Here is a 24333-nt window from a genome sequence, read left to right as displayed (position 1 = left end):
GAGAGTTTCGGCGGGCGCCGCCCCGGGGCCCTCGTGGGCACCGCCAAGTAGGCCGCTCCCAATGGCGCACCTTCGCTCGTAGGGGCTCCACGGCCCGCGCGTCGAAGCAGAGGCCCACGATACTCTTGCGGGAGGCCTCTATGACGCGTACGGACTCGTGTGGAAGGCCGGCCGGGCGCCGGGTGAGCCGCCGGTCGGTGCTTCGCGGATTCGGCGCGGGGGTGCTGCTCGCCGGAAGCAGCCGCGCGCTCGGCGCCCCCGGACCGGCCGAGGCGGCCTCGGCCGCGGGCGAGCGAGGCACGCTCATCGTCGGCGGCGCCGCGCTGTTCCGAACGCTCGACCCGGGCCGGACGATCGAAGTCAACGGCATGAGCGTCGAGAAGGCGTGCTGCGACACGCTCGTGACGTTCTACGGCGAGGATCTGCGCACGCCGCGTCCGGTGCTCGCCACGGCGTGGCGGACGAGCGCCGACGGCCGGACGTTCACGTTCACGCTGCGGTCCGGCGTGCATTTCGCGAGCGGCAACGAATTGACGTCGGCCGACGTGAAGTGGAGCTTCGACCGCATTCTGAACCTCAAGGCGAATACGCTGTTTCTCTTCGACGGCGTGGACGGCATCGACGCGCCGAACCCGTCCACCGTGGTGATCCGCACCAAGGCGGCCAAGCCGGACCTCGTTCCGATTCTGTCGCATCCCGGCCTGTCGGTCCTCGACAGCCGCCTCCTGATCCAGAACGGGGGCGACGCCGGCGCCGGCGCGAACACGAGCGATCACGCCGAGCCCTACCTCTTCCAGCATTCCGCCGGCAGCGGGCCGTTCACGCTGCAGAGCTACACGCCGTCGCAGGAACTGATCCTCGCGCGCAACCCGCGGTATTGGGGTCCCCCGCCGCGTCTCGAGCGGATCGTGATCCGGCACGTGCCGGATCCGGTCACCCAGGCTCTCCAGGTCGTGCGCGGCGACATCGACGTGGCCTCGACGATCGGACCGGACCAGGAAGAGCCGCTCCGCCGCGTGCCGAGCGTCGTTGTGCGGGCGACGCCCGCCGCGACGACGTTCTACATCTTGATGAACAACAACCCCGACGTGGGCGGACCGTTCTCGAACCCGAAGGTCCAGCAGGCCGTCCGCTACGCGCTCGACTATGACGGCATCATGAAGATCGCCGGGCCCGGCGCGGCGCGGCTCGCCGGGGTCATTCCCACGCTCATGCCCGGATCGCTGGATCCCCGGGAGGCGGCCAAGACGGATCTCGCGCGCGCCCGCGCGCTGCTCAAGGAATCGGGCCTGGCCGCGGTCACGGGCAAGTTTCAGTATTCCAGCGACGCGATCCAGTTCGGCATTCCCACGTCGCTGATCGCCCAGAAGATCCAGTCCGACCTCGCCCGCGTCGGCATCAACCTGGCGCTCGACGGCCTCCCGAACGTGACGTCCCTGACCCTCTACCGCGCCGGCAAGGACCAGTTCGGATGCTGGGGGTGGGCGGCGGACTATCCGGACGCCAGCGATTTTCTCGTCTACGCGCCGGGGCGGGTCGTGGGGAAGCGCGCGGGCTGGCTGCCCTCGGCGAGCCCGGCGGCGCAGCGGCTCGCCGCGCTTGCCGATGCGGCGGAGGCGGAACCCGACGCCCGCAAGCGCATCGCGATGCTGCAGCAGTTCGAGCACATGCTGGTCCAGGCCGGGCCCTATGTGCCGCTCTTCCAGCCGGCGATCCCATTCGCCCACCGGAGCAATGTGGCGGGGGTCTCCTACAACAGCGTGTGGGCGCTCGACCTCGCGGCAATCCGGAAGACGGCATGACCAACGGGAGGGCCATGATGACGCAGGGCACGGTGAAATCACAGCGGCCGGCCGCGGTGGACGTCGCGCCGGCGCGCGGCACGCTGACCCGCCGGAATCTGGTCGCGGCGGCGGCCGCCGGCGCGGCGGCGGCCGCGATGGGCGCGCTCCGGCGCGGGACCACGGCGCTCGGGGCCGCCGCGTCGTCCCGGGACACCGTCGTGATGGCGCCGAGCTACGTCATCCGGAGCCTCGATCCGGGGCACACGCTCGAGCCGCTCGGCGAGATGATCTGCCACGCGACGTACGACGCGCTCGTGACCCTGAACGGCGAGGACCTCTCGAACCCCCGGCCGCACGTGGCGGCGTCCTGGAACGTCACCGGAGGAGGCCGCCTGTACACCTTCACGCTTCGGCGCGACATCCGCTTCGCGTCGGGCAATCCGCTGACGTCGGCGGACGTCAAGTGGTCGTTCGAACGGGTGATGAACTTGAAATCCAACCCGGCGTTCTTCCTCGACAACGTTGCCGCGGTGACAGCGCCCGATCCCTACACGGTCGTGCTGCGGCTGCGGGACCCCCAGCCGTCGATCATCCCGATCCTGTCGAACGGCGCCCTTGGGATCGTCGACAGCAAGACGGCGGCCGCGCAGGGCGCGGACGCCGGCCCCGACGCCGCGAGCCGGGACCATGCGGAGGGGTACCTCAATTCGCATTCGCTCGGCGGCGGGGCCTTCATCCTCGAGAGCCACACGCCGAATCAGGAAGTCGTGCTCGCGCGCAATCCCCGGCATTGGCGCGGCGCGCCGTCGATCGCGCGGGTCGTGATCAAGAACATCCCCGAAGCTTCGACGCAGGCGCTCGGGCTCGAGCGCGGCGATCTCGACGTCGCGACCGGGCTCGGGCTCTCGAACGCGCAGACGCTCTCGCGCGTGCCGAGCGTGACGATCAAGAACAGTCTGATCGCCGCCTCGTTCGTGATGATGGTCAACACGGATCCCGAATTGAGCGGCTCGCTGGCCAATCCCAAGATCATCCAGGCGATCCGCTACGCGCTCGACTACGACGGCATCTTGAAGATCGCGGGGCCGGGCGCGGTACGGATGGCCGGCGTGATTCCCAATAACCTGGCGGGCGCGCTCGACCCTCGGGAGGCCGTCAAGACCGACCGCGACCGGGCGAAGGCCCTGATCCGGGAGTCCGGCATCGCCTCCCCGCGGGGCCGCATGAACTACGCGAGCGACCAGACGTCGTTCGGCATCCAGTACCCGATCATGGCGCAGAAGCTCCAGGCCGACCTCGCCGCCGTGGGCATCACGGTGGAGCTCAACGGACTGCCCGGCGCGGTCGCGCTCGGGGAGTACCGGGCGGCCAAGGCCCCGGCGCTCTTCGGCGGCTACGTCGCCGACTATCCGGACGCGACCGACTTCCTCGTGTACCTTCCGGGGCGCCTCGTCGGCAAGCGGCTGCGCTGGCCGGCGACGGCGAGCGCGGCGGCGGGCGAACTGGCGCACTGGGGCGACCAGGCGGAGCAGGAGGCCGATGCGCGCGCCCGGGTTGCGCTCTTACAGAAGGCCCAGCGGCGTCTGCTGGAGATCGGCCCGTACATCCCGCTGTTCACGCCGGCGTTGCCCTGGGGCTACCGTGCGGACCTGCGCGGCGTCACGTTCAACAGCGTCTGGGGGACCGACTTCTTCACGGTCAAGCGCACCTAGGGCGCCGTGAACCTCGCGGTCTACATCGGCCGGCGTGTGTTGCTGCTGCCGGTGATGCTTGTCGGGATCACGCTGCTGACGTTCGTGCTCTCGCACGCGGTGCCGGCGGACCCGGTCGCGGCCAACCTCGGCGAACAGGCGGCCGCCAATCCCGAGGTCGTCGCCGCGTTTCGCCACCAGTGGGGGCTCGACCGGTCTCCGCCGCAGCAGTACCTGATCTACGTGTGGCGCCTGCTGCACGGGGACATGGGGACGTCGATCTCGACGCATCAGGCCGTCGCGACCGATCTCGGGCAGGATCTCCCTGCGACCGTGGAGCTCGCGTTCGCCGCGATGCTGATCAGCCTCGCGGTCGGCATTCCGCTCGGCATCGTCGCCGGCGTCCGCCGCGACACCGCGGTCGATCAGATCAGCCGGAGCGGGTCGCTGATCGGGGTCTCGATGCCGGTGTTCTGGCTGGGGCTGGTGGCGCTGCTGATCTTCTACGCGTGGCTCGGGTGGGCGCCGTCCGCGGGCCAGCTGAGCCCGCGTCTTTCGCGCCCGCCGGCCGTGACCAACTTCGTCGTGATCGACGCCCTGCTCGCCGGCGAGGCGGACGTCGCCCGGGATGCGCTCTCGCATCTCGTGCTGCCCGCGCTCGTGCTTTCCGCCTACAGCATCGGGGTCATCACCCGCATGATGCGCGGCAGCATGCTCGACGTGCTCGGCGAGGACTACGTGCGGACCGCGCGCGCCAAGGGACTTCCGGCCCTGCGGGTCACGCTGCGCCACGCCGCGCGCAACGCGCTGCTTCCGGTGATCACGATCGTTGGCCTGAGCTTCGGCGGGCTGCTCTCGGGCGCCGTCATCACCGAGACCGTCTTCGCCTGGCCGGGCCTCGGATCGTACGCGTTCCGCAGCGCCACGTCGCTCGACTTCCCGGCGATCATGGGGGTGGGGATCGTCGTGGCCTCCGTGTACGTCTTCGCGAATCTGCTGGTCGACGTCGCCTACGCGGTCGCCGACCCGCGGATCCGGATGGGCTGACGGCGGTGGCGGTCACCCCCTCTACGCGGGGCGGTGCGGCCTCCGCGGCGGTCGCCCGTCCATGGGCCCGGCGGGCCGCGCGGCTGCTGCCCCGGCCGTTCGTCCGCTCGCCGCTCGCCGTCGGGGCGCTGGTGGTCGTGGCGGCGTGGCTCGTCGCGGCCGCAGCCGCGCCGCTCATCGCCCCGGCGCTGCCCCTCGCGCAGGATATCGCGCAGCGCCTCGCCCCGCCCGGACCGGCGCACTGGCTCGGCACCGATCCGCTCGGCCGCGACATCCTCAGCCGCGTGCTCTACGGCGCGCGGATTTCCATCCCGGTCGGCATGGCCGCGGTGGCGCTGGCGGTGCTGCTCGGAACGCTGGTGGGGAGCGTCGCGGGCGGCGCGGGCGGCGCGGTCGACGAGGTGATCATGCGCGTCACCGACCTCATGCTGGCGTTCCCCACGGTGATCCTCGCGATGATCATCTCCGCCGCCCTGGGGGCGGGGATCCGAAACGCGGTCATCGCCATCATGGTGGCGTGGTGGCCGTCCTACGCGCGGTTCGCCCGGGGGCTCGTGCTGGCCGCGCGGGGGCGCGAATATGTCGAAGCGGCCCGGGCGGTCGGCGCGTCCACATTCCGCGTCTTCAGCCGTCACATCCTGGTCAACATCGTCTCGCCGATCGTGATACTCGGCACGCTCGACGTCGGGCATGCCATTCTCACGTTCGCGTCGCTCAGCTTCCTCGGCCTCGGGCCGCCCCCGCAAATTCCGGAGTGGGGGTCCATGATCGCGTCCGGCCGCGACTATCTCGTGCAGTGGTGGATCTCGACCTTTCCGGGGCTGGCGATCCTCACACTAGTGCTGGCGTTGAACGTGGTGGGTGACAGCCTGCGGGACGCGCTCGATCCTCGGCTGCGCCGGCTGTAACGTCCCCGCCCCCGGCCGCAGGCCGGGCGCCGCGGGGACAGACCGCCGGGCGGGCCGCGTTAGAACCCGATGTTCGCGGACGTGACCGGCATCGACTTGTTCACCAGCACGTTGTACAGCCCCACGGCGACCTGGACCGCCTTGCCGGTCGGCGACGCCGCAATCTTTGCGATGGACTGCGCCGCGTGCTCCGCCCACGTCGTCGCCGTATGCGCCTCGGTCTGTGTGTTCACTTCGAAGACCGGATAGGTCGGGTCGTCGTTTTGGTAGACCGACTGCGCACCTGCCGGTCCGACGAGTACCGCCACCAGCACGATCACACTCAGCAGCGCCATCATCAGCCTCACGTCCAGTTCCGCCCGGTCGCGTCTGTCGATGCCGCCTGGCCTTGACCGGGGCGCGATGTCGGAGAGCATCTCGCCCGTCGTCCCGTATGCGGTTGTCGTTGTTGTCTAAATGGTGTTCACATTATTCCGCCGTTCCGGCTCACCCCAACATGTTTTTGGGCGTACTCGTTCGGGTGCCCGCCCGGGGGTGGCGCGGTCGTGTGACGCGCTAGCGGTGCGGGACGGGGTTCGAGGGCGGAGAGAAGTCCAGCAGTTCGGCGCGGTTTCTCAAGGCCTTCGCCATGGCCTGCCATCCGGCGGCGGCATCGCGGGTGACACCCCCGGCGAGGGGCAGGAGGACACCGCGAAACCGCTCCATCGCGGTGAACCGGACTCGATGGGGCTCCAGCGTCACGATCTCGAACGTTACCTCGCGCTGGACCGCCCCGAGGGGGACCTTCCCGCCCCAGATGAGCTCCTCGCCGGGTTTGGCGACGAGCACGGTGGGCTGGAAATGAATGACGGTACGGCCCCGGAGCGTCAAATCGAGCTGCCGTCCGGCGATCGGCTCGCCGGAAGCCGGGTAGATGTAGGGATTCCAGATGTCGTACGCGGGAAAGTTGGTTAGGGTGTGCCAGACAGTGTCGGCGGACGCCTTGATCTCGACCGCTACTTTGATTTCCTTATGGGTGCTGAGATCCGGGATTCCGGACAGCGTCGGAATCTGGGCGAGCGTCAGCACGAGGAACGAGATCAGACCGGTTGCGAACATCGCCTTCTCCCAGCCGGCCGGCCGCGGGCCGCCTTCTTCACAATCATAATTCAAGAACGTGCGCCGGGGTCCGCGGGTTCGGCCGGCCGCCATCAAACCCGGCGCGGCGCAGGGAACCCGCCCCGGCCCGGCCGTCGTTAATAGAGACGGCGCCGGCGGCCGGGGAACCGGGGGCTGAGCGCCCGCGTTAAGTAGGCGGCGGGCCCGTTTGGGGAATGAATCGGGTAGCATAGATTGCAGGCGTCCATGGCGCTGAGGGGGGCTCTCGCATGCGATCACTCGTCGTGGCCATCGTAGCAGTGACGTTAACCGCCGTTCTCTGGCCGAGCGGACCGGCGGCGCTTGCGGACGACAACCCGAACAGCCAGAGTTGGTGCGATCCCGCAGGGTCCTTCGTCCCGGGCGTCAGCCTTGGGCCGGTGCAGCTGGGAATCCCGCTCGGTCAAATTTCGCAGTGGTACGGCCGGGCGACCCTCGTTGAGAACCGCCGCCTGCGGGGCCACCAGTGGACCCACATGCGGTTTAACGGTCTCGACGTTCTCGGACGGGACAACGTGGTCGCCGGCCTCAACATCCTGCGGTCGTGGCCGGTCCCGATACCGCAGCACTGCATTAATCAGGGCATACTCCCGTTCAGCCTTCCGGTCCGTTCAGTCCAGCAGACCTACGGCCCGCCGATCCTGAACGCGCTTGTGAGCGGTCTGCAGTACTGGCTCTACGACAAACGCGGGCTACTGTTGACGGTGCCGCCGGGCGGTGCCTACGTGCAGGCGCTGACCGTCTATCAGCCGGGGCAGTTCTGCTACCTCGCGCCGGCCTTCATATCGTTCGGCGGGTTCACCGCGAACACGGCCACCGCGCTCCACTGTCCCACGTACTGAGCAGATCGGGAGCGCCGGCCGCCGGGTAGCCCTGCCGCAAACTAGTCCGAGGTCCGCCCGCCGGCCGGGCGGGCGCGCGCGATCCGTTCGCGCGTGCGCTCCGGCACCGTCACGACGAGGTCGCCGCCGACGACTTCGATCTTAACCGCGCGCAGCCGCAAGTGGGAGTTGCCTTGGTGGCGGCCGGTCTCGACGTCGAACTCGTAGCCGTGCCACGGGCAGGCGACGTTCGTCTGATCCTTCGAGAAGGACAGGCCCAGGCTGGTCTTATCCTCCCCGACCATTTCCTGGACGCGCGGGATGATCTTCCCCTGGCAGACGGGTCCTCCTAGATGCGGGCACACGTTCTCGAAGGCCGTGAACCGGCCGTTGACACAGAACACGCCGATCTCGGCGTCATCGACGGCGACGATCTGCCGGCCCGAATCGGGAAACTCCGAGACCCGCCCGATCAAGACTTCCCTCATCGGGCTGCCTCGGGCGCCTCTAATTTCATGGTTGCGGGCCGCCGGCCGGCCGGCGGTACCACATCGCCAGGTCGAACAGGCTGACGTCGACCGCGCGGAGCATCTCGCTCACGACCACGACCACCTCCGTCGGGGTCACCCGGTCCGCCGATACCGGCGGCGCGGGCGTTTCCCCGGCCAGAGCCTCCGTCTTCGCGGCGTAGACTTTCACCGCGGCGTTCATGGCCCGCTCGATGTCGCCGGCGGCCAGCTGCGACGCCGCGCCGCCCGCGAGTGCGCGCTCCGCCGCGGCCGCAAACGCGCCCGCCGCCGCGGCGAACTCCGCGTGCGCGTCGCCCGCCATATCAGACGCGGTCCCCTGTCTGCCGCAGGACTTCCGGCCGCTCCGCGGCCTCCTGCCGTCCGGCGAGCACGTCGCGCGCCTTCGGCCGGGTCCGCTTGACCTCGAGGTTGAACACCCGGGCCGCGTTGAGGCCGAGGATGTTGCGCTTCGCCTGCTCGCTGAGGAACGGGATCGTCGTGATCGCGGTTGGCGGATCGAAGTCCCAGTGCGGCCAGTCGGACGCGTAGAGGAGCTGCGTCTCCGCGTTGATCGCCTCGAACGTCGCCTGGAGCAGCTTCATGTTGGTCTTCTCGAGCGGCTGGCTGGTGAAGTACATCTCCCGAATATACTCGCTCGGCGGACGCTTGAGCGCCGGTGCCTCACAGACCCGCATCATGAACTCGTGGTCGAGCCGCTGCATGATGAACGGGATCCAGGCGAGGCCGCTTTCCACCCACACGATCTTGAGCCCCGGGAAGCGCTCCGGCAGCCCGTTGATCACCCAGTTCGCGACGTGGATCAGGCTGTAGTGCACGAACGAGATGCTGTGCATCGAGATGAACCGGTTGAGCTGCGCGAAGGACGGGTCGCCCCAATGGTAGCCGGAATGGAAGGTCAGCGGCTTGCCGGTCTCCTCGATCATCGCGTAGAGCTTCATATAAGAGTCGTGGTGGACGGGTTTGTTCCGGGTCGCGCAGACGGTGAAGCCGATGACACCGGGCGCGCTGCCGAAGTCCCGGACGATGTCGAGACAGGCCTTCGGCGTATTGAAGGGCAGGTACAGCAGGCCCTTGATCCGCTCGTCCTCCGGCAGGATGCGCTCGACGAGCCACCGGTCGTAGGCGCGGCCGACCGCGACCTCGATGTCATCTTGGGGATGCATTCCCAGTACCAGCATCGGGGTTGGAAAAACGACCTGGTAGTCGAGGCCCATCGCGTCCATCGCGCGGCGCATCAGCTCCGTGAGGTGGTGGCACCCGGCGCCATCCACGGGTTCGGCCAGGGTCAATTGGTGGGGGATGCGCCCGTAGACGTTCTGAAACATCAGGCCGGGCATTTGGTTGAGTAGCGCCGTCGAGGGCCCCGGCCGCATCATCATCGCCTGGCCCATCTGCTTGATCACGTCGTTGTCGATCAGGTTAATGATTTCGGGCCAGAACTGCGTTTCCGTGACGTGCGCGTCCATGTCGACGAGGAAATAATCTTCGAGCGCCTCGGCCTGGATCGTCGCGTGCGACAGGATGTCGCGCGTGTCGGACTTGATCGTGATCTCGCTGAGTTCTTTGACCTTCTCTTCGGGCCGCCGGAGCATCGGAGGTGGCCTCCGCCTCTAGGTGACGTTTTCGGTGAGACGAGCGTTCGCCGCGGGCCCCGGGCACCCTTCGTCGACGGCCCGCACGAAAGCCGGGCGGGACAGGCCTGCCCGGGCGGCGCGTTGTATCTGTGGTAGCAGACGCCCCGCAGTCCGGGTCGCCCGACCACTGCCGTGGAGGAGGCCGTTCATGCCGTTTGTTCGAGTGACGTTGTTCGAAGGACGTTCGACCGAGAAGAAGCGCCGGATCGCCGAAGCCATCACCGAGGCGCTGATCACGATCGGCGGAACGACACGGGAAGCGTGTCAGGTGGTCTTCGAAGACGTGGCGAAGGACGATTGGGTGACCGGTGGGGCGCCCGAGTTTTCCGCAAACGCGGCCAAGCGGTAGCCTCAGCCGCCCACGCCCGCGAGGGCCTCGCGGATTTCGTCGATCGCCGTGTCTGCGAGCGGGCGCTGCGGTGGGATCGGGTCGCCGGCGTCGAATCCCAAGAGGCGCAGCCCCGCTTTAACGCACGCGGCGAGCCCGTGCCGCTGGAAGACCTCGTTGACAGGCCACAGGCGCCGCTGCAGGCGCTCGGCGTCTTCCCATTGTCCGCTTTGGGCGAGGTCATAAAGACGCACGCACGCCGCCGGCACAAGGCACGCCGGGCCGGCCATCCAGCCGACGCCGCCGAGGCGGAACACCAGCAGCGGCACGTGCGCGGAGGCGCTGAAGACGGCGATCCGTCCCGCGGTCCGGTTCAGGATCGTGAGCAGCCGGCCGGTCTCGCCGGACGCGTCCTTGACGTAGCGGATGTTCGGGAGGCGCGAGAGCGCGATGATCTGGTCGGGGGTGAGGTCGAATCCGAGCAGCCGCGGATTCGTGTAGACGCAAATCGGGCACCCGGCTGTGTCCGCCACGGTCTCGAAGAACGACATCACGCCCTCGCGGGCCAGCGGAAAGTACGTTTGCAGAATCAGGATCACCCCGTCGGCGCCCGCTTCCCGCATGAGGCGGATCTGCTCGATCGCATCGTGTGTGCTGTAGGCCGCGACGCCCGGGACAACGGGCACGCGGCCGCGGGCCCCTTCAACCACCGTGCGTACGATTTCCACGCGCTGCCCGGCCGTCAGGTACGGAAATTCGCCGGTGCTGCCGAGGGGGCTGAGCCCGTGCACGCCGCATCCGACGAGATGGTCGACCAGCCCGGTCAGGACGTCCGTGCGCACCCGCCCCTCCGCATCGACCGGCGACACGAGGTACGGGAAAATGCCGTGCCAGGGCTCCGCCGGCATGCGGGGACGTTCGTCTCGGGCGTGGCCGCGGCCCTGCAGGAGGCTCCGAAGCGGCCGGAGGTCCTGCGGAGACAGGGCAGGCCCGGCGCGGGTGCGGGACGGACCGTTTCCCGCGCCGAAGCGTGTCAACCACCTATGACTGAGCGCCGCAATCTCATCGATGTCCCATGGCTCGCCCGGCACCTCGACGATCCGGCCGTCGTCATCGTGGACTGCCGGTTCGACCTCGCGAAGCCCGAGGCCGGCCGCGCCGCCTACGGCGAGGCGCACGTCCCCGGATCGGTGTATCTCGATCTGGACCGGGATCTCAGCGGTCCGAAGCAGGCGCACGGCGGCCGGCACCCGCTGCCCGACCGCGACGCGTTCTGCGAGCGGCTCGGCCGGCTCGGCATCGACGGTACCGTCACAGTCGCCGCGTACGACACGCCGCTGGCCGGGGTCACGCCCGCGGCGCGCCTGTGGTGGATGCTGCGTTATCTCGGGCACGATCGTGTCTACGTCCTCGACGGCGGGTGGCCCGCGTGGGTCGCCGCCCGCGAGCCGGTGAGCCGGGAAATTCCCTCGCGCGCGGCCCGCCGGTTCGTCCCGCACCCGCGGCGGGAACTGGCCGTCGACGTCGAACGCGTGCGCCGCATCGCGGCGGAGGGCGGCGCGCACCTCGTTGATTCGCGCGCCCCCGAGCGCTACCGGGGTGAGGTCGAGCCGCTGGATCCGGTCGCCGGCCACGTTCCGGGCGCGGTGAACCTGCCGTGGACCGAAATCCTCGACGCGCAGGGCCGGCTGAAGCCGCGGGCCGCGCTGGCCGAGCGGTTCGGCGGGCTCGGCGGCGGCGAGGTCGTCGTGTACTGCGGCTCCGGCGTTACCGCGTGCGCCAATCTGCTCGCGATGGAAGAGGCGGGTCTTACGGCCGCGCGTCTCTACCCCGGAAGCTGGAGTGACTGGTGCTCATATCCCGACAACCCGGTGGCACGGTCCACCGGGAAGGAGGAGCGGAACCGATGACGCCCCGGAGGCAGAACGACCCGCTGGTCTTCGACGGGCACAACGACACGGTCCTCAGCATGATGAAGACCGGCCGATCGTTTTTCGAACGGTCGGAGACCGGCCACATCGATCTGCCGCGCGCCCGGGAGGGCGGACTCGGCGGCGGATTCTTCGCCGTGTATATTCCGGATCCGGCCCCGCCGGCCGAGGACGTCCGGTCCCGGGCGGCCACCCTCGAATCCGCGATGAGCCGCTACGCGGATGAGCGCACGTGGCCAGAGCCGATGCCGCTCGAATACGCGGAGGCGCAGGCGGTCGATCTCCTCGGACGGCTGCTGCACGTCGTGGCCGCTTCCGACGGGCAGGTGGCCGCGGTGCGCACGGCGGCCGAGCTGCAGTCGTGTCTCGACCGGGGGACCTTCGCGATGCTGCTGCACTTCGAGGGCGCGGAGCCCCTCGACCCGGACGGCCGGGCGCTCGAAACCTTCTACGCCGCGGGCGTGCGCTCGGTCGGGCTCACGCACAGCCGGCGCAACCGGTACGCTACCGGCGTGCCGTTCAAGTTCCCGAGCAGCCCGGACACCGGCCCGGGACTCACCGATCTCGGCCGCGCGCTCGTCCGGCAGCTCAACGCGCGGCGGGTGATGATCGATCTGTCGCACATCAACGAGCAGGGCTTTTGGGACGTCGCGAAGATCTCCCGGGCACCGCTGATTTGCACGCACTCGAACGCGCACGCTCTCTCCGCGAGCGCCCGGAACCTGACCGACCGTCAGATGGACGCGATCAAGGACAGCCACGGCATCGCCGGGCTCAACTATCACGTCGGCTTCCTCCGCGAGGACGGCGGACGCTCCCCGGACACGCCGATCGCGCGGATGGTCGACCACGTCGAGTACATGGCGGAGCGGATGGGGATCGATCACGTCGGCCTGGGCTCGGACTTCGACGGCGCCACGATGCCGGCGGAGCTGCGGGACGCCGCGGGGCTGCCGCGGCTCATGGCGGCGCTGCGCGCGCGCGGCCACACGGAGGGCGATCTGGCGAAGCTCGCGCACGGCAACTGGGTGCGCGTGCTGCGGGAGACGTGGGGCGCATGAGCCCGTCTCCGCGGAACGGGGCGCCGCCGGGCGCCGGCTGGGCGACCCCGACGCATCCGGTCGCCTGCGAGCGGCACGTCACGATGCGGCTCTCCGACGGGACGCACCTCGCGGCGGACGTCTACCTGCCGGCCGGCGCCCCGGGCCCGTGGCCGGCGATCCTCGAGCGCACGCCCTACAACAAGCTCGGCGCGCCGCTGGTGCTCTCCGCGAAGTATTTCGCCAGCCACGGCTACGCCGTCGTAGTACAAGATGTGCGCGGCCGATTCGAGTCGGAGGGCGAGTTTTACCCGTTCGGCAACGAAGGACCCGACGGCGTGGAGACGGTCGCGTGGGTGCGCGCGCAGCCGTGGTGCGACGGCCGCGTCGCGACGATCGGCCTGTCCTACTCGTCGTGCACGCAGACCAGCCTCGCGGCGCTCGATCCGCCCGGGCTCGCCGCGCAGTTCGTGAGCATGGGGTTTCACAACTACCACACCGCCTCGATGCGCCAGGGCGGCGCGCTCGAGGTGCGGTTCGCGCTCTACTCGTTCATGATGGCGCTCACGTCGCACGAGGCCGCCTCCGACGCCGCCACGCGCGTCGCGATGAACCAGGCGTGGGGCGAGATCCGGTCCTGGCTTGCCCAGCTGCCGCCGAAGGCGGGTCTCACGCCCCTCCGGCACGTGCCGTCCTACGAGCGCTGGCTGCTCGACATCTGGCAGCACGGGGACTACGACGCGTACTGGTCCGGACGTCCGGGGTATTCGATCGAGGGCCTGTACGAGCGCCACGCCGACGTCCCCGTCTATTTCTGCGGCGGGTGGTACGATTCGTACGCGCGCTCGACCGTGACCAATTACGTCGAGTTGAGCCGCCGCAAGAAGGGGCCCGTCCGGCTCATCATGGGGCCGTGGATCCACGGCGGCGCCAACCTCGATCTCGCCTATTCGGGCGACGCCGAATTCGGGCCCGACGCGCCGCTCGGCTACGACCAATTCCGGCTGCGGTGGTTCGACGCGGTGCTGTCCCCGAAGGGGGCAAACGGCGTGCTCGACGACCCGCCGGTGCAGATTTTCGTCATGGGCGGCGGCTCCGGCCGCAAGGTCCCCGGCTCCGGCAAGCTCGACGTCGGCGGCCGCTGGCGGACCGAACGCGAATGGCCGCCCGCGCGCACCGAGTACACGCCATTCTATCTGCAGCCGGGAGGCGGGCTGGCCCCGCACTCGCCGCCCGCCGGGGCCGGGCCGTCGCGGTTCGTCTTCGATCCAGCGGATCCGGTGCCGACGATCGGCGGCAACATCTCGGTGGGCTACGATATCATGCCGGGCGGCGGCTTCGACCAGCGCGGCGGTCCCCACGTCTACGGCGCGCGGGACCGCCTCCCCCTGTCGGTGCGGCGCGACGTGCTCGTGTTCTCCACGCCGCCGCTCGCGCGCGACGTCGAGGTCACGGGCACCGTCGAGGTGCATCTCTGGGCCGCGTCCTCCGCGCACGACACGGACTTCACGGCGAAGTTGATCGACGTCTACCCGCCCAACCCCGACTATCCGGACGGCTACGAGCTCAACATCGGCGACTCGATCATCCGCGCGCGCTACCGGGACAACCGCGAGCGGCCGGAGCTGCTCGAGCCCGGCCGGCCCTACGAGTTCACGATCACGCTGTATCCGACGAGCCTCGTCTTCAAGCGTGGGCACCGTATCCGCCTGCACGTCTCGTCGTCGAATTTTCCTCGGTTCGACGTAAATCCCAACACCGGCGGCCCGTTGGGCCTCGACCAGGCCCACCAAACCGCCACCCAGGCGGTCTTCCATGACGCGGGACGGCCGTCGCGCGTGATCCTGCCGATTATTCCGACCTAACGCGACGAGCAGCGAGGTGTGACCGCGGTGCCGAAGATCGCGATCGGACGCATTTCGCACGAGACCAACACGTTTTCGCCGGTCCCGACGACGCTCGCCTCGTTTCAGGAAGGGGAGGGCATCCTCGAGGGGGACGCCCTCGTCCGCGAGCACACCGGCGCCAAGACGGGGCTCGGCGGGTTTCTGGAGGTGGCGTCCGGGGAGCGCTGGCAGATTATCGGGACGCTCGCCGGCGGGGCGACCCCGTCCGGCAACGTCGCGGCCGCCGCGCACGCGGCGCTTCGCGACCGGCTCGTCGCGCGGCTCGGCGCCGCGGGGCCGGTCGACGGCGTGCTGCTCCATCTGCACGGGGCCATGTGCTCCGACGGCGCGCCCGACGCCGAGGGCGACATCTGCCGCTACGTCCGGGCCGCGGTGGGACCCGAAGTCCCGGTGATCGTCGAGCTGGATCTGCACGGCAACATGACGGCCCCGTTCTGCGAGAGCGTCGACGGGGTGTTCGTGTATCGGACCAACCCGCACGTCGATCCGTACGAGCGGGGTGTCGACGCGGCCCGCTGCCTCGCGCGGATCCTCCGCGGCGAGCTGCCGCGCCCGAAGGTCTGCATCGCGAAACCCCCGATGCTGCCGCCCACGATCAACATGCGCACGGCGGAGGGCCCGATGCACGATCTGCTCGAGGAAGGGCGGGCGTGGGAGGGCCGGCCGCACATCGTGGACGTGTCGGTGTTCGGCGGCTTCCCGTACGCGGACTTCGATCAGGCCGGGACGTCGGTGCTCGTGACCGCGACCGATCCCGCGGCCGGGCGCGAGTGCGCGGACGCGATGGGCCGCCGGGCGTGGGAACTGCGCGAGGCGTTTCTCAAGCCGCTGCCGCCGGTTGCCGAGGCGGTCGAGCGCGCGCTGCGTCTCGTCGCCGGGCGTCCCGGCAGGCCCGTCGCGCTCGCCGACGTCGCCGACAACCCCGGGGGCGGCGGCACCGGCGACACGACCGAGCTGCTCCGCGAGCTGGTGCGCCGGCGCGCGCAGGGCGCCGTGGCGTGCGTGTGGGATCCGGAGACCGCGCGCCAGGCGGGGCAGGTGGGGCTCGGCGGGACGGCCACGTTCCGGGTCGGGGGCAAGGTGGCGCCGGAGGCGTTCGGGGCGCCGGTGGAAGTCACAGGACGCGTGGCGTACCTCAGCGACGGCGAGTTCGTCGGCACGGGGCCGGTCGTCCGCGGGCGCAAGATGCGCTGCGGGCCGACCGCGCAGATCGACGCCGGCGGGCTCAAGATCGCGGTCACGTCGGTGCGGCACGCGGCGAACGACCGCGGGTTCTTCCGCGTCGCGGGGATCGAGCCCGAGCGCGAGCCGCTGCTCGTGATCAAGTCGCGCGGGCACTTCCGCGCCGACTTCGAGCCGATCACGCACGCGATCATCGAAGTCGACGCGCCCGGCGCGGCCAACCCGAACCTCGACCGCTTCCAATTCGCCCACGTGCGGCGGCCGATCTGGCCGCTCGACCGCGATCTCACGTGGAGCGGCGGACGTGGCTGACCCCTTTCGGGTCGCGTTGCTCGACGATTATCAGGGCGTGGCCCTCGAGCTGGCCGACTGGGCCGCGTTCGGGCCGCGGGCCGCGGTCGAAGCGTTCCGCGATCACGTCCGCGACGAAGCCGCGCTGCTCCGGCGGCTCGCGCCCTTCGAGGCGATCGTGGCGATGCGCGAGCGCACGCCGTTCCCCGAGCGGATCCTCGCCGGGCTGCCCCGGCTGCGTCTGCTGGTGACGACCGGGATGCGCAACGCGTCGATCGACATCGAAGCGGCCACCCGCCTCGGCGTCGTCGTCTGCGGGACGGAGGGGCTTGCGCCGCCGACCGTCGAGCTGACGTGGGCGTTGATCCTCGCGGCCGTGCGGCGGATCCCGCAGGAGGACCGGGCGACGCGCGGGGGCCGCTGGCAGACGTCGCTGGGCGCCGGCCTCCACGGCAAGACCCTCGGCGTCATCGGCCTCGGCCGGCTCGGGTCGCAGGTCGCCGCGATCGGCCGCGCCTTTGGCATGCGCCTCCTCGGCTGGAGCCAGAACCTCACCGCCGCGCGCGCGGCGGAGTGCGGCGCGGAGCGCGTCACGAAAGAGGAGCTGCTGGCGCAGTCCGACGTGGTGACGATTCACCTGCAGCTGAGCGCCCGGACGAGGGGATTGATCGGCGCGGACGGCCTGCGGCGGATGAAGCCGACCGCCTACCTCGTCAACACCTCGCGGGGACCGATCGTCGACGAAACGGCGCTCGTCGAGATGCTGCGCGCCGGCGCGATCGCGGGAGCGGCGATCGACGTCTTCGACGAAGAGCCGCTGCCGCCGGGGCACCCGTTCCTGTCGCTCGATAACCTCGTGCTCTCGCCCCACCTCGGCTACGTGACGCGCGAGAATTACGAGATCTTCTACCGGGACGCGGCCGCCGACGTGGCGGCATTTCTACTGGACGCCCCGGAGCGGGTGCTGAATCCGGCGGTGCTCACTTCCCCGGCGCTGCGGCGCGGGGGCGAGCGTTAGGGGCAGGGTTACTGCAAAGCGCGCGGCCTAGCGCGGTGCGCGCCGGTAGGTGACGGTGCCGCCGAACTGCACGTCCCGCCAGACCATCGTGTTGGGTGAGGTGAACGCGACCCGGAACGATCCCCCGGGCGGTTTCGCGTTGCCCTCGTAGTGACCGGTGTAGCCGTTGTCCAGCACGTACCGCTGCTTCGGCTCCCAGTCGACGACGGTGCGAACGAGCGTGCCGTTGGCGAACACATACGTGCCCGACTGCCATGTCATGTAGCCGCCGCACTGAATCGATTCGGCGCATCGCCGCCCGGTGGACATGACGAGTTTCACGGCGCACCGGATGCCGTTGACCACGAGCAGCGCCTGCCACGTGCCGTCAAACGGATTCGCGGCAGCGCCGAGCGGCGCGGCCAAGGCGAGCACGAGCGCCGCCGCCACCTGGACCCGCACGAGACGGACGCGTGCCGCGACCGATCTGCCTTTGGCGTGAGCCACGGCGCTCCCCCAGACCTTGTGAGCCTTGGTGCGGTTCCTACCGGCGCCGCTCCGCGAGCGCGGCGACGACGCGCTGCGGCGTGATCGGCAGGCTGTCGATCCGCGCTCCGCTCGCGTCCGCGATCGCGTTCGCGATCGCGGACGACACCGGCACGACCGGCGGCTCGCCGACGCCCTTCGCGCCAAACGGCCCGCGCGCCGACGGCACCTCGACGAGATGGACGTCGACCGGCGGCACGTCCGTCGACCGCGGCAGCGCGTAGTCGGCGAAAGTGCCCGTGGTGAGGGTGCCGGCCTCGTCGTAGACCATCTGCTCGAAGAGCGCCCAGCCGATGCCCTGCGCGACGCCGCCTTGGATCTGGCCGCGCACGAGCGCGGGGTTGATCGCGCGGCCCACGTCCTGGGCTGCGGCGTAGCCGCTGACGCGAACGCGCCCCGAGTCCGGATCGACGTCGACCGCGGCGACGTGCGCCCCGAACCCGGGCGAGCGGGTCGTGATCGCTTCGGAGGCCACGCCGAAGACCGGCGCGTGCTGGGCGCCGAAGCCGGACGTCATCTTGATCACGTCGGCCACGGCGACCGCGCGCGAGGGCACCCCCCGCACCCGGACGATGCCGTCGACGATGTCGAGATCGGCTTCCGCCGCCTCCAGCCGCTTCGCCGCGAGCGCGAGAATCTGCCGCCGGGCGTCGGCCGCGGCCTTCTGCACCGCGGAGCCGACGGTGTAGATGATCTTGCTGCCCCCCGACATCCCGGACTGCGGCGCGCCGTCGCTGTCCTCGGGGACGAGCCGCACCTGCTGCACCGGCACGCCGATCGTCTCGGCGGCGATCTGCGTGAGCGCCGTCGCGGTGCCGCTGATGTCGACCGACCCGACGACGACGTGCACCGTGCCGTCGGGATTGGGACGCACGCACGCGCTCGCCGCCTCGAGGCCGCCGAGCCAGCCCCCCACCGCGAGCCCCGTCCCCGCAAGGGTGCCGTCGGCGGATCGCGCACCGGCCCGCCGGCCTCCCTTCGGCCGCTCGCGCCAGAGCCGGCTCTCGCGCACGGCCAGCAGCGATTCGCGGAGCCCGATTCGCGGCCAGCTCTCGCCGTTGGGCATTGGATCGCCTTCCTGCGAGACGTTGCGGACCCGCAGTTCGAGCGGATCCTGCTCCAGGGCGGCGGCGACTTCATCGACGAGGCACTCGATCGCAAACGCGGCCTGCACGGATCCCGGCGCACGATACGCGCCCTGCGGCGGTTTGTTCGTCAGCACTTCCCGCCCGCGGATATCGAGATGCGGCACCCGGTACGCGCCGCCCATCAGCAGGGCGCAGATCGGGACGGGTGCCCCCGGCAGCGCGCCGGCATCGAACAGCAGCCGCGCCTGCAGTGCGTGGAATTCGCCGGTCCGGGCGGCGCCGAGCGCGACCTCGAGGATCGTTTGCGGCGCGGGCGTCGCGGTCTGAAACTCCTCCGCCCGGGTGAGGACGAGACGAATCGGACGGCCGGACGCCATGGCGAGGGCGCCGGCGATCGGCTCCAGCAGCAGGATCTTGCCGCCGAAACCGCCTCCGACCGGCATCTGCACGATCTTGACCGAGGACTCCGGCAGTCCGAGCACACTCGCGGTTTGCTCGCGCGTGTAGAAGAGGCCTTGGGTCGCCGTCCACACCGTCAGCCGCCGGGAGGCGCGGTCGTACTGCGCCATGGTTGCGTGGGGCTCGATGTAGGCCTGGTGGACGATCGGCGTGCGGAACGTGCGCCGCACGACGACGGCGGAGTCGCGAAGGCCGCGCTCGATGTCGCCCCGCGAGAACCTGACCTGGCTCGCCACGTTGCCGGGTGTTTCTTCCTGTTGTTCCTGTACCGCCACCGAGGCGTGGAGGCCGGCTTCCGAGCTGCGGCCCGAGAGGCCCGGCTGGACAAGCGGCGCCGACCGGTCGGCGGCGGCCGTGGGGTCGATGAGCGCGGGAAGCGCATCGTATTCGATCGCGGCGGCCAGCCGCGCCGCGCCGTCCGCGGCGGCGCCTTCCGATTCGGCGAGCACCGCGGCCACCGGCTCGCCGGGGAACCGCGCTTCGCCGCGCGCGAGCAGACAGCGGCCGCGCGCGTTGGGCGTCTCGTCGCCGTACAGCAGATCCGCCGCGGTGAACACGGCGACCACGCCGGGAACGGCCTTCGCCGCCTCGACCGGAATCCGCCGGATCTTCGCGTGCGCGTGCGGGCTCAGGACCAGCCGGCCGTGCAGTAGTCCCCGCAGATCTTGATCCGCGGTGAACACCGTCCGGCCGGTCAGTTTCTCCTGCGCGTCGACGCGCGGCAGGGATTGACCTACGATCGTCAGGGCCACGGCTTCACCTCGAGGAGGACGTCCGGGTCGGAACGCCGGCTACCGAATCGATTCTCGCCCCGTCGGGGCGGTCCCTTGCGCCGGTGCGCCCTGGTCTCGCGCGCGCAGGACGTAGCGCTGGAGCTTGCCGGTCGTGGTGAGCGGCAGCTCCGCGACGAATTCGACGAGGCGCGGATACGCGTGGAAGCCGACGCGGGTTTTGACGAATTCCTGCAGCGCGGATGCGAGGGCCGCGGACGGTTCGTGGCCGGGCGCGAGGCAGACGAACGCTTTGACGTTCTGCCCCCGCTCGGGATCGGGCACGCCGATCACGGCGGCCATGGCGACGGCGGGATGGCGCAGCAGGCACTCTTCGACTTCGCCGGGTCCGATGCGGTACGCGCCGCTTTTGATGAGGTCGTCTTTGCGCGCGGTAAACCACAGGTAGCCGTCGTCGTCGCGTGCGGCGAGGTCGCCCATGAGCGCCCAGTCGCCGCGGAATTTCCGCTCCGTCGCCGCGGGGTCGTTCCAGTAGCCGAGAAACATCACCGGGTCGGGCCGCCGGACCGCGACCTCGCCGACCTCGCCGGCCCGAGCCGGCGTCCCGGTCTCGTCGAGCACGTCGACATGGTGGCCGGGATAGGGCGTGCCGATGCTGCCGGGCCGGACCGCCTGCACCACGCCGCAGTTGCCGGTCAGGAGATTCATCTCCGTCTGGCCGTAGAACTCGTTGATCGTCACCCCGAGCGCCTCGCGGCCCCAGGCGATCAGTTCCTCGCCGACCGGCTCGCCCGCGCTGCACACCGACCGGAGGCGCACGGTGTCGGCCCGGCGCGGCGCCGGGACCTGGCGCATCAGCTTGAGCGCAGTCGGGAAGATGAACGCGTTGCGGATCTCGTACCGGTCGAGCAGCCAAAACGCCCGCTCCGCATCGAATCGCGTCTGCCGGTACGCGACAACCGGCAGGCCGTAGTGCCAGCCCGCCAGCAGCACGTTGAAGAGGCCGCCGATCCACGCCCAGTCCGCCGGCGACCACAGACGATCGCCGGGCTGCGGCGCGAGATCGTGGAACAGACAGAACGCCGGCAGATGCCCGATCAGCGCGCGGTGCGGCAGCACCGCGCCCTTCGGCGGCCCGGTCGTCCCCGACGTGTATAGGATGCCGGCGGGATCGTCCGGCCGCGTCGCCCGCGGCGTCAGCCGGTCCCCGGCGCGCGCCTCGAGCGCCGCCGCGTCGAGCGCGCCGGAAACGGCGCGCGCCTCCTCGTCGACCGCGATGATCGAGGCGAGGTCCGGCAGCCGGTCGCGAACGCGCGCGAGGCGGGGCGCCGCCTGACCGTCGAGGATCACCGCCCGCGCGCCCGAATCGCGCAGGCGGTACTCCAACGCGTCCTCGCCGAACAGCGTGGCGAGCGGCACGGCCACCGCGCCGAGCTTATACGTGGCGAGATGGGCGAGGGCGGTCTCCGGCCGCTGCGACATCACGATCGCGACACGGTCGCCCGGCCCGACGCCGAGGGCGGCGAGCGCGTTGGCCCAGCGGTTCGAGCGCTGCCGGAGTTCGGCGAAGGTGTAGGGGCGCGGCGGGTCGGCGTTCGCGTCGACGAGCGCGACCCGGCCGCGGTCGCCGGCCCACTTGTCGCAGACGTCCACGCCGATGTTGTACTCGGCCGGGATGCGCCAGCGAAATCCGGCGCGCAGCTCCGCCATCGGGCGCCGGTCGAACCGCACGAGCGTGCGCGCATCCATCGAGGCACCGGATTCAACGGCGTCGATGGCATCGCCTCGGTCTGACGGGAGCGCCGCGCGCGCGCGTGGAAGGAGTGCCGCGACTTCGCCCGACGGCGCACTCCGCGACACGCGCTGTGCCGTCGCCGCACTTATATGGAGGGACGCATGGCCGCGACCTATGAAATCCTGGCGTTGAGCCCCGGGGCGAGGGAGGTGGACTGGTCTACCCGCCTGTACCTGCACCCGGCCGGCACCGGGACGACCTCATCCGCGTACTTCCTCTGGCTGCTGCGGGGACCGGGCGGTCCCGTGCTCGTTGACACCGGGTTTACGCCGCGGCTCGCGGCGCTCAAGGGCCTGCCGGCGGAGGCCGTCCCGCGGACGCGCTACCAGCTGCTCGACGCCGCCGGCGTGTCCGCGGAATCGATCGAGACGGTGGTGCTGACGCACCTCCATTGGGACCATTTCGATCTCGAGGGATGGCTGCCGCGGGCGACGTTCTGGGTGCAGCGGCGAGAGCTCGAGTTCTGGACCAGCGGCGCCGGCCGCGACGGCTGGGTCCGCCGGTTCATCAGCGACTGCTTCACCGAAGATCTCGACGCGCTCCGCAGCAGCGGCCGCCTCCGCACCGTGGAGGGCAACGCGCAGCCGCTCGAGGGCATCCGGCTGGAGTGGGTCGGGGGCCACTCGCCGGGGATGCAGATCGTCGTCGTCGAGGCCGCGACCGGGCCCTTCGTGCTCGCCAACGACGCCCTGACCTCGTACCGGAACCTTAAAGAGTGGGCCCCGCCGGCCGTCCACATCAACAGCATCCCCGAGTGCCTGGACGCGATGGCCCGCATCCGCGACCTCGCCAAAGGCGACGAGAGCCGCATCTGTCCCGGTCACGACGGGGAGGTGTACCGCCGGTTTCCGGAGGTCGCCTCGGGGATCTACCGCCTGGCCTAGCGCGGGCCGGCCGGAAGGGAAACTTACCGGCCCGGCGAATGGCTGGCGAAATTAGCCGCACCTTCGCATCCCCGCGCGGTGAGGACACCGCGTCCGCTGCACTGACCCCGACGTCAGAAAACGGAAAGAGGTGGCGAATGTCGGCACATGCACCGGCAATGGCAAGTGGTGGCACGAAGCAGTTGAGCCTCATGCAGATCATCTTGGCCTCGTCCGCTGGGACCGTAATTGAATGGTACGACTTCTATATTTATGCGAGCCTCGCGGTATTCTTCGGCAGTTTGTTCTTTCCGAAAGCCAATCCCACGGCCGGACTCCTCCTTTCGCTGGCCACGTGGGGCGCCGGCTTCGTGGTCCGGCCGTTCGGCGCGGTCGTCTTCGGACGGATCGGCGATCTCGTCGGGCGGAAATACGCATTTCTTGTCACCTTGAGCGTGATGGGCGTCGCGACGACGCTGACCGGCCTGGTGCCGACGTACGCGGCGATCGGCATTCTCGCGCCGACGCTGCTGGTGCTCTTCCGGTTGGTTCAGGGCCTCGCCCTCGGCGGCGAGTACGGCGGCGCGGCGACGTACATCGCGGAGCACGCCCCGGACGCGAGACGCGGATACTACACGGCGTGGATCCAGACGACGGCGACGATCGGGCTCATGCTGGCGCTCCTCGTCGTGCTGCTCTGCCGGGTGTGGCTCGGCGATGCCACGTTCCGGGCCTGGGGCTGGCGGCTGCCGTTCCTGTTCTCCGCGTTCTTGCTGCTCCTCGCCATGTATATCCGGATGCGCCTCGCGGAGGCGCCGCTGTTCGCGCGGCTCAAGGAGCAGGGCAAGTCATCCCAGCACCCGTTGAAAGAGAGCCTCGGCAGCGGCCGCAACTGGAAGATGATCCTCCTCGCGCTGTTCGGCGCGACGTCGGGCCAGGCGACCGTCTGGTACACCGGCCAGTTCTATGTGCTGCTGTTCCTGCAGACGCAGGTCTTTCCGAAGGCGGACTTCATTGGTCCGTCCGTCACGGTCGCGATCGCGCTCGCCCTGGCGACGCCGTTGTTCCTCGTCTTCGGGGGCTTGTCGGACCGGATCGGCCGGAAGAAGGTCATTATGGCCGGTCTGCTGCTCGCGGCGCTCACGTACCTGCCGATCTACCACGGGCTGAAAGCCAACGCCGGCAACATGCCGGTGCTCGTGCTGCTGGTCTTCATCCAGGTCATCTACGTGACGCTGGTGTACGGACCGATCGCGGCGTTCCTGGTGGAGTACTTCCCGGCCAGGATCCGCTACACGTCGATGTCCTTGCCCTACCACATGGGCAACGGCTGGTTCGGCGGGCTCACGCCGGTCATCGCGGCGTCGATCTCAGTGGCCACCCACAACATCTACGCCGGTCTCTGGTGGCCGATCGGCACGGCGCTGCTGTCGTTTATCGTCGGCGGCTTCTTCCTGCCGGAGACGAACAAGACGAGGATCTGGGACGAGGTGGGCGGCGAGCCGGTGCCCGTCGGCGCGCTTGCGGGAGGCGAGTAGCCGAGCCGCGGCACGCTCGTTTCCAGTTCGTAGAAGGCATCTCCGGGCGGGCGCGCGGCGCGCGCCGGCCCGGGCATTTCGACTC

The 24333-nt window shown here is 70.2% G+C and carries 22 protein-coding genes; 13 read left to right on the top strand and 9 right to left on the bottom strand.

What is annotated here, in order from left to right; all coding sequences use genetic code 11:
- The first annotated feature begins 140 nt into the window (after nt 1-140).
- Genes VKT83_06990 through VKT83_06975 form a run of 4 tightly spaced genes read left to right on the top strand, consistent with a single transcriptional unit; the run spans nt 141 to nt 5430 of the window.
- A complete protein-coding gene (locus VKT83_06990; protein HLY22200.1) occupies nt 141-1802 on the top strand; it encodes an ABC transporter substrate-binding protein in 1662 nt (553 codons plus the stop codon).
- Nucleotides 1799-3496 (top strand): ABC transporter substrate-binding protein, encoded by a 1698-nt coding sequence (locus VKT83_06985; GenBank protein HLY22199.1) that lies wholly within the window; start codon nt 1799-1801, stop codon nt 3494-3496. Before VKT83_06990 ends, VKT83_06985 begins: the two co-directional genes overlap by 4 nt.
- Before the next feature lie 6 nt (nt 3497-3502).
- Nucleotides 3503-4522, top strand: coding sequence for an ABC transporter permease (locus tag VKT83_06980; GenBank protein ID HLY22198.1), 1020 nt, complete (start codon nt 3503-3505; stop codon nt 4520-4522).
- A 5-nt stretch (nt 4523-4527) separates the two neighbouring features.
- Nucleotides 4528-5430, top strand: coding sequence for an ABC transporter permease (locus tag VKT83_06975; protein ID HLY22197.1), 903 nt, complete (start codon nt 4528-4530; stop codon nt 5428-5430).
- 59 nt (nt 5431-5489) lie between these two features.
- On the opposite strand, the gene VKT83_06970 is transcribed toward VKT83_06975, so the two are convergent.
- Nucleotides 5490-5777 carry a hypothetical protein gene (locus VKT83_06970; protein HLY22196.1) on the bottom strand — a complete coding sequence of 96 codons (288 nt, stop codon included), beginning with the start codon at nt 5775-5777 and terminating at the stop codon, nt 5490-5492.
- 208 nt (nt 5778-5985) lie between these two features.
- Nucleotides 5986-6528: an SRPBCC domain-containing protein gene (locus tag VKT83_06965; protein ID HLY22195.1), complete on the bottom strand. Its 543-nt coding sequence runs from the start codon at nt 6526-6528 to the stop codon at nt 5986-5988.
- Between the two features lie 269 nt (nt 6529-6797).
- Here VKT83_06965 and VKT83_06960 point away from each other — a divergent pair, with 269 nt between their 5' ends.
- Entirely contained in the window at nt 6798-7409 is a 612-nt protein-coding gene (locus VKT83_06960; protein ID HLY22194.1) for a hypothetical protein, read from the top strand.
- A gap of 41 nt (nt 7410-7450) precedes the next feature.
- Here the strand turns inward: VKT83_06960 and VKT83_06955 are convergent, their stop codons facing one another.
- From VKT83_06955 to VKT83_06945, 3 genes are read right to left on the bottom strand one after another with little or no spacing between them, the layout of a single operon-like run.
- Nucleotides 7451-7876, bottom strand: coding sequence for a Rieske (2Fe-2S) protein (locus VKT83_06955; protein HLY22193.1), 426 nt, complete (start codon nt 7874-7876; stop codon nt 7451-7453).
- 25 nt (nt 7877-7901) lie between these two features.
- Entirely contained in the window at nt 7902-8219 is a 318-nt protein-coding gene (locus VKT83_06950; protein ID HLY22192.1) for a hypothetical protein, read from the bottom strand.
- A 1-nt stretch (nt 8220) separates the two neighbouring features.
- On the bottom strand, nt 8221-9510 hold the full coding sequence (locus tag VKT83_06945) for an amidohydrolase family protein (GenBank protein ID HLY22191.1): 1290 nt from the start codon (nt 9508-9510) through the stop codon (nt 8221-8223).
- Nucleotides 9511-9700: 190 nt separating this feature from the next.
- On the opposite strand from VKT83_06945, the gene VKT83_06940 reads away from it, so the two are divergent.
- The gene (locus tag VKT83_06940; protein HLY22190.1) at nt 9701-9901 is read left to right on the top strand and encodes a 4-oxalocrotonate tautomerase family protein; all 201 of its coding nucleotides are present in this window, start codon (nt 9701-9703) and stop codon (nt 9899-9901) included.
- A gap of 2 nt (nt 9902-9903) precedes the next feature.
- On the opposite strand, the gene VKT83_06935 is transcribed toward VKT83_06940, so the two are convergent.
- Nucleotides 9904-10788, bottom strand: a complete 885-nt coding sequence (locus VKT83_06935; protein ID HLY22189.1) for a dihydrodipicolinate synthase family protein — start codon at nt 10786-10788, stop codon at nt 9904-9906.
- 135 nt (nt 10789-10923) lie between these two features.
- On the opposite strand from VKT83_06935, the gene VKT83_06930 reads away from it, so the two are divergent.
- The 5 genes from VKT83_06930 to VKT83_06910 are packed head-to-tail and all read left to right on the top strand — an operon-like array spanning nt 10924 to nt 17249.
- Complete coding sequence (locus tag VKT83_06930) at nt 10924-11790, top strand: sulfurtransferase (GenBank protein ID HLY22188.1); 867 nt, start codon at nt 10924-10926, stop codon at nt 11788-11790.
- On the top strand, nt 11787-12872 hold the full coding sequence (locus VKT83_06925; protein ID HLY22187.1) for a dipeptidase: 1086 nt from the start codon (nt 11787-11789) through the stop codon (nt 12870-12872). Before VKT83_06930 ends, VKT83_06925 begins: the two co-directional genes overlap by 4 nt.
- Nucleotides 12869-14716, top strand: coding sequence for a CocE/NonD family hydrolase (locus tag VKT83_06920; protein ID HLY22186.1), 1848 nt, complete (start codon nt 12869-12871; stop codon nt 14714-14716). Before VKT83_06925 ends, VKT83_06920 begins: the two co-directional genes overlap by 4 nt.
- Nucleotides 14717-14734: 18 nt before the next feature.
- Nucleotides 14735-16252, top strand: coding sequence for a M81 family metallopeptidase (locus VKT83_06915; protein ID HLY22185.1), 1518 nt, complete (start codon nt 14735-14737; stop codon nt 16250-16252).
- The gene (locus tag VKT83_06910) at nt 16245-17249 is read left to right on the top strand and encodes a D-2-hydroxyacid dehydrogenase family protein (GenBank protein HLY22184.1); all 1005 of its coding nucleotides are present in this window, start codon (nt 16245-16247) and stop codon (nt 17247-17249) included. Before VKT83_06915 ends, VKT83_06910 begins: the two co-directional genes overlap by 8 nt.
- Nucleotides 17250-17276: 27 nt before the next feature.
- Here VKT83_06910 and VKT83_06905 read toward each other — a convergent pair whose 3' ends face one another.
- The 3 genes from VKT83_06905 to VKT83_06895 are packed head-to-tail and all read right to left on the bottom strand — an operon-like array spanning nt 17277 to nt 21801.
- Nucleotides 17277-17735: a hypothetical protein gene (locus VKT83_06905; protein ID HLY22183.1), complete on the bottom strand. Its 459-nt coding sequence runs from the start codon at nt 17733-17735 to the stop codon at nt 17277-17279.
- A gap of 37 nt (nt 17736-17772) precedes the next feature.
- Entirely contained in the window at nt 17773-20073 is a 2301-nt protein-coding gene (locus tag VKT83_06900; GenBank protein ID HLY22182.1) for a xanthine dehydrogenase family protein molybdopterin-binding subunit, read from the bottom strand.
- Between the two features lie 39 nt (nt 20074-20112).
- The gene (locus VKT83_06895) at nt 20113-21801 is read right to left on the bottom strand and encodes an AMP-binding protein (GenBank protein ID HLY22181.1); all 1689 of its coding nucleotides are present in this window, start codon (nt 21799-21801) and stop codon (nt 20113-20115) included.
- Between the two features lie 147 nt (nt 21802-21948).
- Here VKT83_06895 and VKT83_06890 point away from each other — a divergent pair, with 147 nt between their 5' ends.
- Complete coding sequence (locus VKT83_06890) at nt 21949-22731, top strand: N-acyl homoserine lactonase family protein (GenBank protein ID HLY22180.1); 783 nt, start codon at nt 21949-21951, stop codon at nt 22729-22731.
- Nucleotides 22732-22868: 137 nt separating this feature from the next.
- On the top strand, nt 22869-24248 hold the full coding sequence (locus tag VKT83_06885; GenBank protein ID HLY22179.1) for an MFS transporter: 1380 nt from the start codon (nt 22869-22871) through the stop codon (nt 24246-24248).
- The last annotated feature ends 85 nt before the right edge of the window (nt 24249-24333 follow it).

It is taken from the genome of bacterium (assembly GCA_035308905.1).
GTDB lineage: Bacteria > Sysuimicrobiota > Sysuimicrobiia > Sysuimicrobiales > Segetimicrobiaceae > DASSJF01.
Note: the sequence above shows the minus strand (reverse complement) of the source record. Positions and strands in the feature narration are given on the sequence as shown.

Excerpts from the sequence above, each read along its gene's own strand:
- VKT83_06990 (HLY22200.1), top strand. The coding sequence starts at position 141 with ATGACGCGTACGGACTCGTGTGGAAGGCCGGCCGGGCGCCGGGTGAGC.
- VKT83_06935 (HLY22189.1), bottom strand. The coding sequence starts at position 10,788 with ATGCCGGCGGAGCCCTGGCACGGCATTTTCCCGTACCTCGTGTCGCCG.
- VKT83_06885 (HLY22179.1), top strand. The coding sequence starts at position 22,869 with ATGTCGGCACATGCACCGGCAATGGCAAGTGGTGGCACGAAGCAGTTG.
- VKT83_06890 (HLY22180.1), top strand. The coding sequence starts at position 21,949 with ATGGCCGCGACCTATGAAATCCTGGCGTTGAGCCCCGGGGCGAGGGAG.
- VKT83_06925 (HLY22187.1), top strand. The coding sequence starts at position 11,787 with ATGACGCCCCGGAGGCAGAACGACCCGCTGGTCTTCGACGGGCACAAC.
- VKT83_06945 (HLY22191.1), bottom strand. The coding sequence starts at position 9,510 with ATGCTCCGGCGGCCCGAAGAGAAGGTCAAAGAACTCAGCGAGATCACG.
- VKT83_06920 (HLY22186.1), top strand. The coding sequence starts at position 12,869 with ATGAGCCCGTCTCCGCGGAACGGGGCGCCGCCGGGCGCCGGCTGGGCG.
- VKT83_06940 (HLY22190.1), top strand. The coding sequence starts at position 9,701 with ATGCCGTTTGTTCGAGTGACGTTGTTCGAAGGACGTTCGACCGAGAAG.
- VKT83_06950 (HLY22192.1), bottom strand. The coding sequence starts at position 8,219 with ATGGCGGGCGACGCGCACGCGGAGTTCGCCGCGGCGGCGGGCGCGTTT.
- VKT83_06985 (HLY22199.1), top strand. The coding sequence starts at position 1,799 with ATGACCAACGGGAGGGCCATGATGACGCAGGGCACGGTGAAATCACAG.
- VKT83_06930 (HLY22188.1), top strand. The coding sequence starts at position 10,924 with ATGACTGAGCGCCGCAATCTCATCGATGTCCCATGGCTCGCCCGGCAC.
- VKT83_06955 (HLY22193.1), bottom strand. The coding sequence starts at position 7,876 with ATGAGGGAAGTCTTGATCGGGCGGGTCTCGGAGTTTCCCGATTCGGGC.
- VKT83_06965 (HLY22195.1), bottom strand. The coding sequence starts at position 6,528 with ATGTTCGCAACCGGTCTGATCTCGTTCCTCGTGCTGACGCTCGCCCAG.
- VKT83_06960 (HLY22194.1), top strand. The coding sequence starts at position 6,798 with ATGCGATCACTCGTCGTGGCCATCGTAGCAGTGACGTTAACCGCCGTT.
- VKT83_06895 (HLY22181.1), bottom strand. The coding sequence starts at position 21,801 with ATGGATGCGCGCACGCTCGTGCGGTTCGACCGGCGCCCGATGGCGGAG.